Source organism: Pseudostreptobacillus hongkongensis (genome assembly GCF_001559795.1).
Classification (GTDB): Bacteria; Fusobacteriota; Fusobacteriia; order Fusobacteriales; family Leptotrichiaceae; genus Pseudostreptobacillus; species Pseudostreptobacillus hongkongensis.
Map to the genome: position 1 here is coordinate 1 of NZ_LOHY01000078.1, position 17,146 is coordinate 17,146.

Sequence of the window (17,146 nt, forward strand, 5' to 3'; positions counted from 1 at the left end):
ATATGATTTACTGTTATATTTTTAGATAATAGTTTTCTAATCCAATTAGCACATCTATTAGTAATGAAAGTATTAGGTTCTTTAATTGGTATATCATCATTTTCAGTATTATTACATTTAATACATTTAAATCTTGAAAAGTTAATAGTTAGAATTTCTTTAGTATCAGGTTCGTTAGGAAAATCTTTTAAAGATATTTTATGATTACTACAAATATGCATAGAACTTAAACAATGCTTACATTTTATTGTATTGTTTGGTATTTCTTTAAGATGTGTATGTATGGTATTATTATTCATATGGGTAGATATCCTTTCGTTGGTTTTTAGCAGATTTAATGATAGTATATCTATCCATTTTTTTCTACAAAAAAGTAGCTCTAATTAGAATAATTTAACACTTAATTTATTAAGCTACTAATTTTATTATCCCTTAAATATTTGTGAAGAACCAAATTTTTTAGGCATTTCAAACTTTACACTCCAATTGAAATTTATTTACAAGAGGGAAAAAGTATAATGGAAATATCAAAAATACTTAAACATGACTATAAAACTATATTGAGAGAAGTTAATAATAGAAAACACTTACTATTAAATTCTAAAACTATTATTCATATATCTTCTATAGAAGAACATATATGTAATCTTTTAAATAAAAATCCTAAAGTTTGTAATAAATGCTATAAGTTTAAAAGAAATACTTGTACCTATGATTATGTTGTATATGATAGTAAGTATGCACAAGAAGATTATGATAAAAGAAATAAGAGAGGTGCAGGTAGTAAGCAAATATTATTCTTGGACTTTGTTAGTAAATGTTTAAATAAAAATCAACCTATATCACATATAGTGGCAATGATATATAGGAAATTTAATAAAACTTTAAGTAGGCAAACAATATATAATTGGGTAGAAAAAGGTGTTATTAAATATAACAAGAAAAAAATTAAGAAAAAGAAAACTATTAAATTAATTTCTGACTATACACAACAAATGATAAATAAAAGAGAAAGATTAAAAGGAAGAGAATACGAAGACTTTATAGAATATACAAAAGAAAATAATAATTCTATAATAACTGAAATAGATTTAGTAGAAGGGATGAAGGGATCTAATACGTATTTATTTACGATGTTTATTCCGAGTATACAATTTGTATTCATTTTTAAAATAAAGAATAAGTTTCCTACAAGTGTTGCTAAAGTATTTGATTGGATAGAGAAAAGAATAGGACATAAGAATTTTAAAAGGTTGTTTGAAGTACTTTTAGCAGATCAAGGAAGTGAGTTTTTAAATCATGAAATAATAACAAAAAGTATTTATGACTCTTATACAAGAAGATGTAAAATATTTTATTGTGAAGCAGGTAAACCGTATCAAAAAGGAAATGTTGAAAATATACATAGAATATTAAGGAGATATATACCTAAAGGGGTAGATTTATATAATTATTCACAAGATGATATAAATTTCATAGTATCAAATATTAATAGTTTGTATAAACCTAAATATAAAAATAAATCCCCTATAGAGCTATTTAAAGAAAGGTTTTCTAAAATCATTCTTAACAAACTATCTATAGAGGAAATTGAATCATAAGATATTATTATAACGACATATAATAAATCTTTAAAATTATGATAGCATATTTATAAAAAAAATAAAATATAAAAATGGGCATTTGGGGTTTACAAAAAAATTAAAATAAAAATTTTTTAGGCATTTTAAACTTTACACTCCATTTTATAAAATTTTACTTTTTATTTTTTTCTATTTATGCTAATATATATATATATATAGTGAGGTGCTTTATGATGAGAGTTTCAAAAAAAATTTTAATAAGTTTAACGAGTTTAATTATATTTTGTGGTAAGGGAACGATTGCATTATCTGCTATAACAGAAGGAAGTGCTACCGGAGATTCTATAGCTATAGGGACTAGTTCAACAACAACTTCTGAAGGTAATATTTCAATAGGTAAAAATAGTAAATCACAAGGAAGAGGTTCAGTTACTATAGGGGAAAATGCAGAAGTTTCAAATGAAGCAGGTAATGCAACTAAAGATGGAAATGCTGGAATAGCAATAGGTTATGGAGCTAAAGTCAAGGTAAAAACTAATGGAACAGAAGGAAATCCTGATAGATTTGCAAGTATAGCAATAGGTAATAGTTCTGAAACTACTGGAAGAAATGCAATGGCTTTTGGTTATGGCTCAAAAGCTAGTGGTTCAGATTCTATTTCAATTGGGGTAAGTTCTAAAACAACTGGTGATAGAAGTGTAAGTTTAGGAAGAAGAGCAAATGCAGAAGGTGATACATCTTTAGCTTTAGGAGTAGAGACAAATGCAAAAGGGAAAAGTGCTACAGCAATAGGTTATACAGCTAAATCAGAAGGTGATTATTCTATTGCTTTAGGTTATGGAACAAAATCAAAAACTGATAGTTCTATTTCTATAGGGTATTCTGCAAGTTCAGAAGGAAATAAAGGAATAGCTATAGGATTCTACTCAAAAGCAAGTGCTGATGATTCAATGGCAATAGGAAGATCTGCAAAAGCTTACCATAAACAATCAGTAGCATTAGGTTATGGTGGAGCAACAATAGAAGATAATACAATATCAGTGGCATATAAAGATCCAAACCTTGCACCATCAAAACAAACAATACTTTACAGAAAAATTGTAGGTCTTGCAGATGGTGTAAATGATCACGATGCAGTAAATGTTTCACAACTTAAAGGATTAGAAAGTTCTTTAATTTCTAAAATTAATGCTTTTTCTATGACTGAGGTAAAAGCAAATGCTGGAATTTCTTCAGCTATGGCAATGGCAGCATTACCTCAACCTACAGGGAAAGGAATAAGTTTAGGGGCATCTGTTGGTATGTATAGGGGACAAACTTCTTATGCATTAGGTATTAGTGGTACTGAAGGGAATGTTAGATATAATATAAATACATCATTAACATCAAAAGCTAATGTAGGATTTTCAGCAGGTATTGGATATACATTTAAAGAAAAAGAAGAAGTAAAAGAAACAAACGAAGTTAAATTACTTAAATCTGAAATAAATAGTCTAAATGAAACAATTAAACAATTATTAAATAGAATTGAAAAATTGGAACAAAAATAAAAAAGGTAATAATCAGACATTTCGACAGAAAAAAAGATAAAAAATGCCCTCAACCTACTAAAAATGTAGGTTGTAGGGCATATATTTTTGTTTTAAAAGTGTAGACATTAAATCTTAATCTTACAATTTTTTACAATATTTCTAATGTCATTACCATTAACTACAGTCTTATCTATCTGTATATCTAATAATTCAGTTATTTTCTTAGCTATTATACTTTCTCCTTTTAATTCCCATATATTATTATCTCCAACCTTACTTAATCTTAAATACTTTATAGCTTTTTGTATATTAGTAATAGAATATTCTTTATTCAAACCTAAATGTATTATCTTAGTAAATAATAGAGCAAAAAAACATATTAACATATGTGATTTAATTCTATTTTCTTTTTTTAAAAATACAGGTCTAATTGAAAAACTACTTTTAAGATTTTTAAATACATCCTCAACTAAATATTGATTTCTATATGCTCTTATTATTTCTTTTTCATCCATATCTAATATATCAGTAATTAGTAATGAAAACCCAGAAGTATCTGTATATTTTTTTAATTTATTTTCATCAACTTCAATTTTAATCTTATCTTTATTATCAATCTTAGTAAGAGAAGAAGATATTCTTTTTATTATTTCTTCTAATTTATTTTTATCATTAATTAATTCATCAACTTTTTTAAGTTCATTAACCCTTAAATTAGTTAATCTTTCATCTTGTTTTTTAGAATAAACAAATATATATTTTTGAGTAATATTAACTGTTTTTATTTTTCCATATATATCTTTTACTTTTCTAGGAACTTCTACATTAAAACTTTTGCAAAAACCTTTAAAATCAGAATTTTCTTTTTCTATTTCCTCAACCATAGATAATATATTAGTCTTAAAAGAGTTATATATAGATTTATTAAGTCTAAGCATAGATTCTTTAAATATGTAATGCATATTATTTATTAAAGTATTAACAATATTATCATTGGAAACAAAACCGGCATCAGCAACAACAATACTTTTTTTAATATTATATATATCTCTAGTTTCATTAATAAAATCATTGTAAAGAGAAACATCAGGCTTACTACCTTGATATGCTTTAAAATTAAGAGGTAAACCATTTGTATCAGTAATATACATAAATTGTGCTATAGGTAAACTTTTATTTTCTTTACTATAACCATATTGTATTAAAGTATTTTCATTATTTTTATCTTCATTAGTATATACATATATATTAGAACTATCAGTATGAAGTATATCTTTTTTAATTTTAATAAGATATTTAATATTATCTTTAATAGCTTTAATGAAATCATTTTTGTATTTGTATAAAATATCAAGACTATCATATATATCATCTTTAGAAAAATTAAAGTTTTCAGCAAAATTATCTTTATTTTTAAAATCATTATATTTAGAAGAAGGGTCAATAACTCTACTAAATATTTCAAGTTGAAGAACTTTATCAAAACATATTGACATATTATTTAGATTAGTGTATACTAGATACATAAAGTTAAATATTTATCAATGAGTTAAAGGTATGAAAGAGAGGAACAAGAATGAAAATATTATCTATTTGTGCAAGTGGTGCTGGTACTAGTATGATTATGAAAACAAAAATCAAAAAATTAGTGGATAATTTAGGTATAGAGGTTGAAGAAATTAAATCATTAGGTTTAGAAGAAGCAAAAAAAGCTTTAGATAAATTTGATTTAGTATTTGTTTCAGATAAATTAGCTAAAGAATTAGGAGAAAATCCAAAACTTAGAACTGTTAAAAATTTATTAGATGATGCTGAACTTGAAGCACACTTAAGAAATCTATAATAATCTTTTTACATATAATCGGGAATGGTATAAAGTATATCATTCTTTTTTTTATATATATTTTAACTAGTAACAATTTTATAACAATGATATAATATACATAAATAAGATTCAAGGGGTGAAATAATTTGTGAAAGGGCTGATTCTAAAAAAGAAAATATGGGTTTAACTTCTTGGGAAGGAGAAGAAGTTAAAAAATCAGAGATTAAAATAGCTAAAAACTATTTAATTAAAGAAGAGTTAGAAATTTTAAATAGGATAGTTTCGGTGTATTTAGATGTTGCATAATTACAAGTACTAAATCAAATACCTATGAATATGAAAGATTGATTAGTAGCTATAGATGATTATCTTATAATGACAAGAAGAGAAATATTAACTTATGATGGTAAAATTACACGTGAGAAAGCTATTGAAAAAGCAGAATTAGAATATATTAAGTATAATGAAAAACAAAAAAATCTTATGTCTAAAGTAGAAAAAGATTTTTTGGAAAGCATTTCAAAATTAGAAAATTTAAAGAAAAAGTAATCTTTATTTTTCTTTACAATTTTTTTTAACTATGATATACTTAATCAACGACATATAGTTGGTTTATCAACACTCCAACACTATATATAGTGTGAACGAGTTTAGAAGGAAGTAAAGGTTATGAAGGTAATTAAAAGGGATGGAAGAGAAGTTTTATTTGATTCTAGTAAAATAGAAAATGCAATAAGAAAAGCGAATGAAAGTGTGATAGAATCAGAAAGAATAAGTGATGACAAGATATATTCCCTAATACAAGATATAGAAAGAGTAGGTATTAATAAAGTTGAAGATATTCAAGACTATATAGAAAAATATTTAGTCTCACAAAATCTATATACACTAGCTAAAAAATATATAGTATATAGATATACAAGAGCACTAGTTAGAAAATCTAATACTACAGATGAATCAATACTATCTCTTATCCAAAATAATAATAAAGAAGTTGGAGAAGAAAATTCTAATAAAAATTCTTCTGTTGCTTCAACTCAAAGAGATTTAATAGCAGGAGAAGTTAGTAAGGATCTAACTAAAAGAATAATACTTCCTGAAAAAATTAGTCGTGCTCATGATGAAGGAGTACTACATTTCCATGATGCAGATTATTTTGTACAAAATATTTTTAATTGCTGTTTGGTAAATATTAAGGATATGTTAGATAATGGGACTGTTATGAATGGTAAAATGCTTGAAAGCCCTAAAAGTTTTCAAGTTGCTGCAACTATATTAACTCAAATTATTGCGGCAGTATCAAGCGGGCAATATGGTGGTCAAAGTATAGATATTAGACATCTTGGAAAATATTTAAGACTAACACGTGATAAATATTATAGAAAGTATAAAGAAAAATTTCCGGATTTATCTGAAGAAGTTATTGTTAAATTAGTAAATGATAGAACTCATGATGAGTTAAAAAGTGGAGTACAAACTATACAATATCAAATTAATACTCTTATGAGTACTAATGGTCAATCTCCGTTTGTTACTCTATTTTTAAATGTAGATCCTAGTGATCCTTATGTAGATGAGGTTGCAGATATAGTTGAAGAAATATTGAAACAAAGATATCAAGGTATAAAGAATGAAAAAGGTGTTTATGTTACATCAGCTTTTCCTAAATTAGTATATGTATTAAATGAAGATAATATATTTAAGGGTGGTAAATATGACTATTTAACAGATCTTGCTATTCTTTGTTCAAGTAAAAGAATGTATCCAGACTACATTAGTAGTAAAATTATGAAAGAAAATTATGAAGGAAATGTATTTTCACCTATGGGATGTAGATCATTTTTATCACCATGGCGTGATGAAAATGGGGAATACAAATTTGAAGGAAGATTTAATCAAGGTGTTGTTAGCTTGAATTTAGCTCAAATAGGTATACTTGCAAATGGTAGTGAAGAAGAATACTTTAGATTATTAGATGAAAGATTAGAACTTGCTTATGAAGCACTTATGGCAAGACATAATAGACTTAAAGGAACTTTTTCTGATATTTCTCCTATACATTGGCAATATGGTGCTATAGCAAGACTTCCTAAAGGAGAAAAAATAGATAAATATCTTATGGATGGTTATTCAACTATATCATTAGGATATATAGGGGTTTATGAAGCTACAAAACTTATTACTGGGCACTCTCATACAACTCAAGTTGGGCATGATTTTGCACTACGTTTAATGAAACATTTAGAAGATGCTACAATCAGATGGAAAAAAGAAACAGGTATAGGATTTGGACTTTATGGAACACCAGCTGAAAGTTTATGTTACAGATTTGCTAGAATAGATCTTGAAAGATTTGGAAGTATAGAAGATATAACTGATAAAGGATATTATACTAACTCATATCATGTTGATGTAAGAGAAGATATATCTGTATTTGATAAGTTTAAATTTGAATCAGAGTTTCAAAAAATATCAAGTGGTGGAGCTATATCTTATGCAGAAATTCCTAATATGAGTAAAAATTTAGAAGCTTTAAAAGAAGTTGTAAAATATATATATGATAATATACAATATGCAGAATTTAATACTAAGAGTGATTATTGTCATAAATGTGGATTTGATGAAGAAATAATTGTTAATGATGAAGGTTCTTGGGAATGTCCACAATGTCATAATACAGAAAAAGATAAAATGAATGTAATAAGAAGAACTTGTGGATATTTAGGAGAAAATTTCTGGAATGAAGGGAAAACAAAGGAAATATCAAAAAGGGTATTACATTTATGAGGATAGCAACTATAAAAGAAAGGGATATAGCTAATGGTCCTGGAATTAGGGTTAGTATATTTGTAAGTGGCTGTAGACATTTATGTAATGGTTGTTTTAATAGTGATATATGGGATTTTAAAAAAGGAGATCCTTTTAGCGAAGAAACAATGAATAAAATATTAGAATTTTCTGGTAAGGAATATATAAAGGGGTTAACACTTTTGGGTGGAGAACCCCTTGATCCTATTAATTTAGATGGAATTTTATACATTCTAAAAAGATTTAAAGAAAAATATCCAGAAAAAGATATATGGTGTTTTACCGGTTTTGTTTATGAATATATTATGGAAGTTATGTATCCTAAATTTGAGAGTTTAAGAGAAATTTTATCTTTATGTGATGTATTAATAGATGGAAGATTTGAAATAGACCTTTTAGATTTAAAATTAAAATTTAGAGGATCTAAAAATCAAAGAGTTATTGATTTAAGATCTACTGAAAAAACAGGAGAAATTATATGGGCTCTGCCTTCAGATGAAGGTGTAGATAAATATGTTGAAGTCAAAGAAAAAATATTAAATAGTACTGATAAAGCTATTAGAAAATACTAAAAAAAGTTACAGTTGATAATCTGTAACTTTTTTATTAGAAGGATGATAATTTATTATTCGTATTATTGTAATAATATATTAGCACCTAAAACTGTGAATATTATTAGATTAAAATTTGAATTACTATTTTGCGTTTTTTAAAGCTCTAATAATTCTATTTAAATTTTCTTCTATATCTTTTTCAAATGCTGTAGAAGTATATTTACCATTAGTCATATGCAATAGTTTTTCTACAGATAAATTTGCTTCTTTTTGTATTTGTTTAACATAAGGACTTGATGCTCCATCAGATTCAAATAATACATTAACTTTTTTTGATTTAATTAAATTTATTGAATCTTTTAAATCAGATGCAGAAGGTTTAGAATTCTCTTTAGGTTCAATAACTACTGCAACATTCATACCAAGTTCAGATAAGATATAGTCATAACCGGCATGTGTTGTAGCAATTTCTATATGTTTTCCTTTCTTTATTTCTGATATTTCTTTTAATTTTTTAGATTTAATATTTGATAGTTTTCTATTATATTCTCTTGCATTTTTTAAATAAAAGGCAGAATTAGAACTATCTATTTTAGCTATTTCTTGAGCTATAGTATTAACTTGTTGTATAGATGCCTGTATAGATATAAAGGTATGGGTATTAACTGTTTTTGCTCCACCTCTTTGACCAGAAACAGGTAAAAGAGATACATTTTTACTAGCAGAAATAACTTTTAGTTTCTTATTGTTTGATGCAGTTATAAGCTTATACATATAGTTATCTATACCAGTTCCGTTAATAATTAGAACATCTAAATTAGCTATCTTTTTAACCTCACTTGCAGTAGGTTGATATGTATGTACATCAGCATCTGTAGGTAATATCTGTATAACATCAGCCTTATCTTTTACTATATTACTTGCAAAAGAATAATAAGGCAACATACTAACCCCTATTTTTAATTTAGCCTGTGCTATGTTTGATATAAATAAAAGGCATAATAATATTTTAATTAAAATTTTCTTCATTTCATTTTCCTCCTTATCAAATTATATCATTAAAAAATTCTTATTACAAGAAACGTACTTAGGTCTTAACTTTAAATAAATACTTTAAAAATAGAAATTAATTTATGAAAAATTTTTCAGTATTAACAATTAATTATGAAAAAATCTTGATTTTTTTTATTTATAGAGGTAGAATTATAATAAGAGAAGTAAAAGGAGGAATGAATATGATAATTAAGAATGCTAAGATTTTTGATGGTGAAAAGTTTATACCAGAAAATGCAGTTATTTTAGAAGGTGATAAGATTAAAAAAGTTACTACTGTAAAAGATTTAACTGATGAAGATTTATCTAAACATGAAGTTATTGATATAGATGGAAAGATACTTTCACCAGGATTTATTGATTTACAACTTAATGGTTGTGGAGGAGTTTTATTTAACGATGAAATAACAAAAGAAACTTTAGAAGTAATGAATGAAACAAATAAAAAATATGGAACAACATCTTTTTTACCTACATTAATTACAAGTCCAGATGAAAAAATATTAAAAGCTTTAGAGTTAATGAAAGAATTAAAAGATACTAAAGAAGAAATAGGAGTATTAGGATTACATATTGAAGGTCCGTATATTAGTATTGAGAAAAAAGGTGTACATAGACCAGACTACATTAGAGTATTAGCTGATAAAGTTATAGATAAAATTGCTGAAGTTGGTTATGATGGAGTTAAAATTATGACTATAGCACCTGAAAATGCAGTTGTTAAACATTTAGAAAAATTACAAAAAAGTGGAATTAATTTAGCTTTAGGTCATACAAATGCAACATATGAACAACTTGTTGAAAAAGAACAATATTTCACACATGCTACTCATTTCTTTAATGCTATGAGACCATTTGATTCAAGAGAGCCAGGAGTTATAGGTTATCTTTTAGATAAAAAAACTATACAATGTGGAATTATAGTTGACGGAATGCATGCAAGCTTCCCTTCTGTAAGAGTTGCAAAAGAAGTAATGAAATCAAATATGTATTTAGTTACTGATGCAGTTTCTCCTATGGGAACAGATATGACAGAGTTTATGTTTGAAGGACATAGAGTATTCCATAAAGATGGTAAATGTTTCACAGAAACAGGTAATTTAGGTGGCTCAGCATTAGATATGATTACTGGAATTAAAAATTTAGTTCAAAAAGTAAGAATTAGTGAAGAAGAAGCATTACGTATGGCTACATCTTATCCAGCACGTGTTGTTCAAGTTAATGATAGATATGGTCATATTAAAGAAGGATATATAGCAGATTTAACTTTCTATAACTCAGATTATAAAGTAGAAGGTACTATAGCTAAAGGAAAACTTACTAGATATTAGGTGAAATATGAATGAAATAAAATGTCCTCATTGTGGGAAAGTATTTACTGTAGATGAGGAAAGCTATAGTAATATACAACAACAAATTAGAAATAATGAATTTGAAAAAGAATTACATTTAAGATTAGAAGAGATTAATTCTAGACATAATTTAGAATTAGAAAACGAAAAAACTAAATTAGAGAGTATATTAAAGGAAGAAAGTAGTAGAGTTCTTAATATTAAAGAAAAAGAAATTTTAAAACTACAATCTAAACTTTCTAGTTTTGATGTGCATAAAAATATTGAAAAAAAAGAGATAGAAGAAAACTTTTCTAATAAACTTATTCAAAAGGATAAGGAAATACAGGAATTAAAAAATCAAGTCTCTAATTTTGAAATACAAAAAAGTTTTGAAAAACAAGAACTTGAAATGAAATATACTAATTTAATTAATGGTAAAGAAAAAATAATAAGTGAAATGAATACAAAATTAACTTTAGTTGAAAAAGAAAATGAATTAGAGAAAAAATCAATTAAAGATAGATATGAAATAGAACTTAAACAAAAAGATGAAACTATAGAATACTATAAAGATTTTAAAGCTAAACAATCTACTAAGATGATAGGAGAAAGTTTAGAACAACATTGTGAGATTTCATTTAATAGATTAAGACCTGTAGCTTTTCCTAATGCTATTTTTGGTAAGGACAATGATGCTAGTAGTGGAAGTAAAGGAGACTATATTTACAGAGAATTTGATGAAGATGGTGTTGAAATAATATCTATAATGTTTGAAATGAAAAATGAAGCAGATACAACATCAACTAAAAAGAAAAATGATAACTTTTTTAAAGAACTTGATAAAGATAGAAATGAAAAAAATTGTGAATATGCTATACTTGTGTCATTACTTGAAGCTGAAAGTGAGCTATATAACGATGGTATAGTTGATGTGAGTTACCAATATCCTAAGATGTATGTTATAAGGCCACAATTTTTCATACCAATAATAAGTATGTTAAGAAATGCAGCTCTAAACTCATTGAAATACAAAAAAGAAGTTGCTATGATTAAAGAACAAAATATAGACATTACTAATTTTGAAGAAGATCTTAATAATTTTAAAATGGCATTTTCCAAAAATTATAAGTCTGCAAGTGAAAAGTTTAAAACAGCTATAGATGAAATAGATAAAACTATAAGTCATTTACAAAAGGTAAAAGATGCTCTTGTATCTTCGGAAAATAATTTAAGAATTGCAAATAATAAGGCAGAAGATATAACAATAAAAAAATTGACTCGTAAAAATCCGACTATGAAATTAAAGTTTGAAGAGTTGAAAAAGTAAATAAATAGTAAGGAGACTAAAATGTATTAATTTTATACAGTTAATCTCCTTTTTATATATAAATAATAAAACATCTTTATTAAATGAAGTTATAGACAAACTAAATGAAGAATATAAACAAGAAATAGATGGAGTAAAATATGTAAAACCTGAAGGCTTATTACCAGTAAAAGTAAAAGGCTTTGTAAAAGCAGGAATAGGAGCAAAATATAAAGGTGCAAGATTAGAAGCTCATGGAGGATATAACCATAGACTTGTAGGTGTAAGTTTAGGTTATGATTTTTAAGTAGTTAAAAGTAAATAATATATAAAGCAGGCTGCCCTCATTTAAGAGAAACAGCCTGTTTTTTACATTTTAAATACTTCTTTTTTTAATGGTATATCTTTTGAAAGCATTTGAGAAACAGTACAAACTTTATTTACATATTCTATAATTTCTTGAGATTCTTGTTCATCAAAATCTTTATCGATATATATTTTAGCATATATATTTGTAGGTTCAGTTTCTGTAACTACTTCTATATTTACTTCTGGTAATCTCTTTCTTAAATAGTATCCTCTTACGCACATAGCGATACAACCACTAAGTGCAGATGAAAGTAATCCAACAGGAGTAGTTCCATAATTTTTATCCTTATCCATAGTATAGCTAAATCCATCTGTATTTGAATTTACAATAAATCCTTTATCACATTTTGCACGAGTTGTGTACATTTTATGCCTCCTTATTAAAATTTTTTTTAAAGTTATAATATGCTAATATTAATAGTATAAGTCCTACAAAACCATAAATTTTTAATTCTGCAGCTGATATTAATATCCATCTAAATATTGGCGATTCTATACAATAATAACTTATTAATTGTCCTACGTTAATATTTAAATGACTAATATTTTGTCCAAGACTAGTTATAGCTGGTGCAAATTTTGTAGAAACTATTAAATGAAACGGTGTAAATATTGTACAAATTATTAACATTTTCAATACATTTTTGTTTGAAACTATTAATGCAGGTACGACTATTACTGTATTTACTATACCAGGTAATGGTAAGATATTGCTTAATCCTAACTTTGAAAATACTAAAGCTAGAATTAAAGTTATAGGTATAAGTAATACAGATACTATCCAAAGTTCTTGAACTCCTGATAGTATAGGCCAATCAAGTCCTATATAGATATCTCTGTTTTGATATTTCTTTTGCATAAATTTTTTTGCATTTTCAGAAACTGGGTTAAGTGACTTTATGAATAGTTGAGAACAGATAGGTAATAAAACAAGTGTTGTTGCAAGTTTTATTGAAATTTCTAAACTTTCCATAAAATTATATCCTGCAGATATTGAAAGAGCAAATCCTATTATAGCTCCCATTACAGAATCTTCACCTAGTATTCCTATTTTATCTTTTATATTATCAAAATCCATATGATTTTCACGTATAAATTTAAATTTATCTAAAAAATTACTAACAGGATACATAGATAATATTTGTATTATAGATGCATGTGAACATACAGTTCCTTCTATACCTGTTATTTGTTCTACCTTTTTTTGAGTTATTTCAGCTACTTTTAATTCAAAAATTATCTGTATGATAGCTGCTATGAAACCAAAAATTACTGAGCCTGTAAACACATAAATTATAGCTGCGGTAAATATTTTAGTCCATATATTAAATATATCTACGTTTAATACATTAGTTACATGAAAATGTATAAGTAACATATTTAATATAATTTGTAATGGAAACATTAATATTGCAAATCGCCATGCAAAAGATACAGCTACCATAGGTGAGTATCCTAAATCTATAATGTTTAATTGTATATTTGTGTTTTTAACAAATTGTATAGCAACTGGACTTATTGTATCAAACATAAACCCTATTACTAAATTAACTGAAGTAAATGCTATGGCAAGAATAAGCCCTGACATTAAAGCATCTTTAAATTTCATTTTCATTATTAAAGCGATGGTAATTATTATTAAAGGCAACAATAATGAAGGATCTATATTTAATATATATTTTATTATTTCTATCATGGTACTCCTAAACTCTTTTAATTCAAGTAAAATTATACATTGAATATTTCAAAAAAGTCAAGAGAATAATTAACATTAATATTGAAGGTAGTTATTTAAATTAAAGTATATTTTCATTAGATTATTATTTGAAATATTCACATTATTAAATAAATGTAGTATAATCATATAAACGAAAGAGGAAAGGGAAGTGTTTATACTTAAAGGTTATAATTATGAAGAAAAAATTATTAATATTAGCAACTTTGATAATATCAACATTATCAGTTGCAGGAACAAAAGAAGATTATGAAGCAGCATACAAAAAATATGAAACTAGTAAAAATATAGAACAATATGAAAAGGATTTATTAGAATTTGTTAGTAAAAATAAGCCGGATGTATATGTTAATGGAGCAAAAATTGACCTAGCTCAAATAGAGTTAAGTAAGAAAAACCCATCACGTGCATTAGCTTATTATAAAGATATATTAAATGATACTACTTTATCAAATAGTGATAGAGAAGAAATGTTAAGAAGTGTATATGTATTAACTGATGATTTAAATGAAAGAGTTAAAGTTTTAGATCAATTATTAAAATTAAACGCTAAATCAGTTTTATATCAATCAGAAAAAGTTAAAGTGTATAATAGTCTAGGTAAAAAATCAGAAGCAACAAAACTATATAATGATTTTGTTAAAGCGTTATCTGAAAATGAAAAATTAGAATTCAATGCTTTATTAATAGAAGGATATATAAATGATTCTAAAGTTACTGAAGCAGAAGAATTAGCAAAAACTTTAGCTAATGATAAAAGTTCTAATGTAAAACTTGCAGGGAAATATTATTTAGGTATAATAGAAGCTCAAAAACAAGATTATACTAAGGCAATCTTAAATTTAGAAGAAGCAAGTAAATTAGGATCTAGTAAAAATATAGATGTTGAATTAATGCTATATAATCTATACCAAGGTACAGGAAATTATGAAAAAGCATTAGAAAAAGCACTAGTTTTAAAAGATTTAACTAAATCAGGAGATACTTATGTGGATGTTATAGTTCTAGCTGAAAGATTAAAGAAAACTAAAGTGGCTGAAGATGCAATTAAAGAATTAAGAACTCAAATTACAGATAAAGAAACATTAGAAAATATAAACTATGTATTAGCTAAGAGTTTAGTTGAGCAAGGATTAGATCAATCAGCTGAAAAATATGCTAAAAAAGCTATATCAGAAGATAAAAATTCTGCAGGAAATGCAATATTAGCAGTTATTTATGGAAGAAAAGGTAACAAAAAAGAAGCCTTAAAATATTTAGACTTAGCTAAGAAAGCTAAAGTTCAAGGTTTAGAAACTTTAGAAAAACAATTAAATGAATTAAAATAGTAAATAAAATACAATGAATGAAAGATACCGAGTATATCGGTATTTTTTGTTGTAACATATATTTTTTTATGATACTATTTATATAAATAATAAAAATGGAGAAAACAATTATGAAGAATTTTTGTTTGTTAAATGAGAGAGATTATGGAATAGTTGAATTTAAAAATTTTGAAGATAGTTTTGAAGAATTGAAAAAAGTGTCTAAAAATTTTGGTAAAGTAGTATTTAATTTGGGAAAAATAGATATTGACCCAAGGTTTTTAAGCTATATGTTAAAGATATTTAGATATTCTATATCTAATAATTTTGAACTTTTCTATATTATAGAAAATCAAGATATGATAAATGATAGTAGTTTTGTGGATTCAAAAAGATACTTTAAAATATTTAATTCTATAGAAGAATATAACGAATTAAAAACTTTTGCTGGTTTTGAAATTAAAATTTATGATGATAATAAATATGTTAGAAATATACTAAAAGATGAATTGATTAAATTTAGGTTTAGTATAAAAGAAAGAAACAGTTTGAATTTTTTAAAAAAAGACCATGAAAGTAAATCTAATAGTATATATATAGTTGATTTTGAAACTTATAGAGATGAAAAGATTGAAGAAATTAAAAAAATAAAGAAAAAAAATAATGATTCGATAGTTATACTTATAGCTTTTGAAGAAGGGTTAGAAGAAGCTTTAAGTTCTGTTAAATATGGTGTAAATGCAGTAATTAAAAGACCTTTTGATGTTAAAGAATTTGTAGGGACTATAAAATCAATGGCAATTTCAGCTAATCTTAAACGTGAAAATGAAAGATTGGTAACAGAGGTATTTAAAAGAGAAAAAGAAATTAGAAGATTATATAATGAAGTAAATGAAGAATTACAGCTTGCAGGGGATATACAAAAATCTCTTTTACCGCCAAGAAATTTAAGTTTTAAAAACTATAATATAGAGTATATATTTTTGCCGAGTATGAATATAGGTGGAGATTTTTGTGATTTTGTAGAAATTGATGAAAATAAATTTGCGGTTATTTTTGCAGATATATCAGGACATGGTATTCCAGCTGCTCTTTTATCTTCTATGCTTAAGGTCTTTATATATAACAATGCTATAAAGACTAGAAATATACCAAAACTTATGGAAAAATTAAATGAAGAAATAATAAATATTTTTCCTAAAGGAAAATTTGTTAGTATGTTTTTCCTTATAATAGACACTAAAACAAATATAATGAGATTTTGTAAAGCTTCACAAGAACCAGCGTTAATATATAGAAAAAATGAAGATGTTGTGGAAGAATTAGAAACAGAAGGTCAGATATTAGGACTATTTTCTAAAGAAGTTTTTGGAGATATAGTGTTTGAAGAAAAATCTATTGATTTTAATGATGGAGATAAACTGCTTCTATATACAGATGGTATTACAGAAGAGACATCACCTAGTGGAGAATATTTTGGAGTAGATAGATTGAAAATGCATGTAAAAGAAGCGGATTTAGAAAAAATAAAGAAAAGTTTACATGAATTTGTGCAAAAAGAAAGTTTTAGTGACGATTTAACTTTATTAAAAATTGAAAGAAATGATAATTGAACAAAAGCCTATTAATAAAGGCTTTTTTTAATATTTGAAATATTATTATAAAAAAATTTCAAAAAAAACAAAAAAAGGTATTGACATAAAAAGTACATTTATGATAATATAAACTCAAATTTGAAAA

16 protein-coding genes are annotated in these 17,146 nt (G+C 25.4%); 11 read left to right on the forward strand and 5 right to left on the reverse strand.

The window, feature by feature from the left end:
* On the reverse strand, nucleotides 1-299 hold a 299-nt coding region (locus AYC59_RS02130), incomplete at its 3' end, for a hypothetical protein (protein ID WP_156445457.1).
* A gap of 219 nt (nucleotides 300-518) precedes the next feature.
* Here AYC59_RS02130 and AYC59_RS02135 point away from each other — a divergent pair.
* Entirely contained in the window at nucleotides 519-1,601 is a 1,083-nt protein-coding gene (locus AYC59_RS02135; protein ID WP_066894728.1) for an IS30 family transposase, read from the forward strand.
* Nucleotides 1,602-1,813: 212 nt separating this feature from the next.
* Nucleotides 1,814-3,133 carry a YadA-like family protein gene (locus tag AYC59_RS02140; protein ID WP_082752634.1) on the forward strand — a complete coding sequence of 440 codons (1,320 nt, stop codon included), beginning with the start codon at nucleotides 1,814-1,816 and terminating at the stop codon, nucleotides 3,131-3,133.
* A 107-nt stretch (nucleotides 3,134-3,240) separates the two neighbouring features.
* Here AYC59_RS02140 and AYC59_RS02145 read toward each other — a convergent pair whose 3' ends face one another.
* A complete protein-coding gene (locus AYC59_RS02145) occupies nucleotides 3,241-4,641 on the reverse strand; it encodes an IS1634 family transposase (RefSeq protein ID WP_082752635.1) in 1,401 nt (466 codons plus the stop codon).
* Nucleotides 4,642-4,691: 50 nt separating this feature from the next.
* Here AYC59_RS02145 and AYC59_RS02150 point away from each other — a divergent pair, with 50 nt between their 5' ends.
* The 5 genes from AYC59_RS02150 to nrdG all read left to right on the forward strand — a co-directional run bounded on the left by AYC59_RS02150 (nucleotide 4,692) and on the right by nrdG (nucleotide 8,320).
* A complete protein-coding gene (locus AYC59_RS02150) occupies nucleotides 4,692-4,958 on the forward strand; it encodes a PTS sugar transporter subunit IIB (RefSeq protein ID WP_066894734.1) in 267 nt (88 codons plus the stop codon).
* Nucleotides 4,959-5,084: 126 nt separating this feature from the next.
* Nucleotides 5,085-5,246: a RhuM family protein gene (gene rhuM / locus AYC59_RS07535; RefSeq protein WP_281177378.1), complete on the forward strand. Its 162-nt coding sequence runs from the start codon at nucleotides 5,085-5,087 to the stop codon at nucleotides 5,244-5,246.
* A 69-nt stretch (nucleotides 5,247-5,315) separates the two neighbouring features.
* Nucleotides 5,316-5,489, forward strand: a complete 174-nt coding sequence (locus tag AYC59_RS07725; RefSeq protein ID WP_156445458.1) for a hypothetical protein — start codon at nucleotides 5,316-5,318, stop codon at nucleotides 5,487-5,489.
* Between the two features lie 120 nt (nucleotides 5,490-5,609).
* A complete protein-coding gene (gene nrdD, locus AYC59_RS02155) occupies nucleotides 5,610-7,727 on the forward strand; it encodes an anaerobic ribonucleoside-triphosphate reductase (RefSeq protein WP_066894736.1) in 2,118 nt (705 codons plus the stop codon).
* The gene (gene nrdG / locus AYC59_RS02160; RefSeq protein WP_066894738.1) at nucleotides 7,724-8,320 is read left to right on the forward strand and encodes an anaerobic ribonucleoside-triphosphate reductase activating protein; all 597 of its coding nucleotides are present in this window, start codon (nucleotides 7,724-7,726) and stop codon (nucleotides 8,318-8,320) included. Before nrdD ends, nrdG begins: the two co-directional genes overlap by 4 nt.
* Before the next feature lie 123 nt (nucleotides 8,321-8,443).
* Here nrdG and AYC59_RS02165 read toward each other — a convergent pair whose 3' ends face one another.
* Nucleotides 8,444-9,331, reverse strand: a complete 888-nt coding sequence (locus AYC59_RS02165; RefSeq protein WP_066894740.1) for a metal ABC transporter solute-binding protein, Zn/Mn family — start codon at nucleotides 9,329-9,331, stop codon at nucleotides 8,444-8,446.
* 206 nt (nucleotides 9,332-9,537) lie between these two features.
* Between AYC59_RS02165 and nagA the strand changes: the two genes are divergently transcribed.
* Nucleotides 9,538-10,686, forward strand: coding sequence for an N-acetylglucosamine-6-phosphate deacetylase (gene nagA / locus AYC59_RS02170; protein ID WP_066894752.1), 1,149 nt, complete (start codon nucleotides 9,538-9,540; stop codon nucleotides 10,684-10,686).
* A gap of 7 nt (nucleotides 10,687-10,693) precedes the next feature.
* On the forward strand, nucleotides 10,694-12,016 hold the full coding sequence (locus AYC59_RS02175) for a DUF2130 domain-containing protein (protein ID WP_066894742.1): 1,323 nt from the start codon (nucleotides 10,694-10,696) through the stop codon (nucleotides 12,014-12,016).
* 348 nt (nucleotides 12,017-12,364) lie between these two features.
* On the opposite strand, the gene AYC59_RS02180 is transcribed toward AYC59_RS02175, so the two are convergent.
* Nucleotides 12,365-12,730, reverse strand: a complete 366-nt coding sequence (locus AYC59_RS02180; protein WP_066894744.1) for an OsmC family protein — start codon at nucleotides 12,728-12,730, stop codon at nucleotides 12,365-12,367.
* A gap of 1 nt (nucleotide 12,731) precedes the next feature.
* On the reverse strand, nucleotides 12,732-14,060 hold the full coding sequence (locus AYC59_RS02185; RefSeq protein ID WP_066894746.1) for a PTS transporter subunit IIC: 1,329 nt from the start codon (nucleotides 14,058-14,060) through the stop codon (nucleotides 12,732-12,734).
* 215 nt (nucleotides 14,061-14,275) lie between these two features.
* On the opposite strand from AYC59_RS02185, the gene AYC59_RS02190 reads away from it, so the two are divergent.
* Both AYC59_RS02190 and AYC59_RS02195 read left to right on the forward strand, forming a co-directional pair.
* On the forward strand, nucleotides 14,276-15,427 hold the full coding sequence (locus AYC59_RS02190) for a tetratricopeptide repeat protein (RefSeq protein ID WP_066894748.1): 1,152 nt from the start codon (nucleotides 14,276-14,278) through the stop codon (nucleotides 15,425-15,427).
* Between the two features lie 110 nt (nucleotides 15,428-15,537).
* Nucleotides 15,538-17,019, forward strand: a complete 1,482-nt coding sequence (locus tag AYC59_RS02195; protein WP_066894750.1) for a PP2C family protein-serine/threonine phosphatase — start codon at nucleotides 15,538-15,540, stop codon at nucleotides 17,017-17,019.
* The last annotated feature ends 127 nt before the right edge of the window (nucleotides 17,020-17,146 follow it).

Coding starts and splice junctions, on each gene's coding strand:
- AYC59_RS02150 (WP_066894734.1), top strand. CDS start 4,692: ATGAAAATATTATCTATTTGTGCAAGTGGTGCTGGTACTAGTATGATT.
- AYC59_RS02180 (WP_066894744.1), bottom strand. CDS start 12,730: ATGTACACAACTCGTGCAAAATGTGATAAAGGATTTATTGTAAATTCA.
- AYC59_RS02185 (WP_066894746.1), bottom strand. CDS start 14,060: ATGATAGAAATAATAAAATATATATTAAATATAGATCCTTCATTATTG.
- AYC59_RS02165 (WP_066894740.1), bottom strand. CDS start 9,331: ATGAAGAAAATTTTAATTAAAATATTATTATGCCTTTTATTTATATCA.
- AYC59_RS02140 (WP_082752634.1), top strand. CDS start 1,814: ATGATGAGAGTTTCAAAAAAAATTTTAATAAGTTTAACGAGTTTAATT.
- AYC59_RS07725 (WP_156445458.1), top strand. CDS start 5,316: ATGACAAGAAGAGAAATATTAACTTATGATGGTAAAATTACACGTGAG.
- nrdG (WP_066894738.1), top strand. CDS start 7,724: ATGAGGATAGCAACTATAAAAGAAAGGGATATAGCTAATGGTCCTGGA.
- AYC59_RS02135 (WP_066894728.1), top strand. CDS start 519: ATGGAAATATCAAAAATACTTAAACATGACTATAAAACTATATTGAGA.
- nrdD (WP_066894736.1), top strand. CDS start 5,610: ATGAAGGTAATTAAAAGGGATGGAAGAGAAGTTTTATTTGATTCTAGT.
- nagA (WP_066894752.1), top strand. CDS start 9,538: ATGATAATTAAGAATGCTAAGATTTTTGATGGTGAAAAGTTTATACCA.
- AYC59_RS02145 (WP_082752635.1), bottom strand. CDS start 4,641: ATGTATCTAGTATACACTAATCTAAATAATATGTCAATATGTTTTGAT.
- AYC59_RS02175 (WP_066894742.1), top strand. CDS start 10,694: ATGAATGAAATAAAATGTCCTCATTGTGGGAAAGTATTTACTGTAGAT.
- AYC59_RS02190 (WP_066894748.1), top strand. CDS start 14,276: ATGAAGAAAAAATTATTAATATTAGCAACTTTGATAATATCAACATTA.
- AYC59_RS02195 (WP_066894750.1), top strand. CDS start 15,538: ATGAAGAATTTTTGTTTGTTAAATGAGAGAGATTATGGAATAGTTGAA.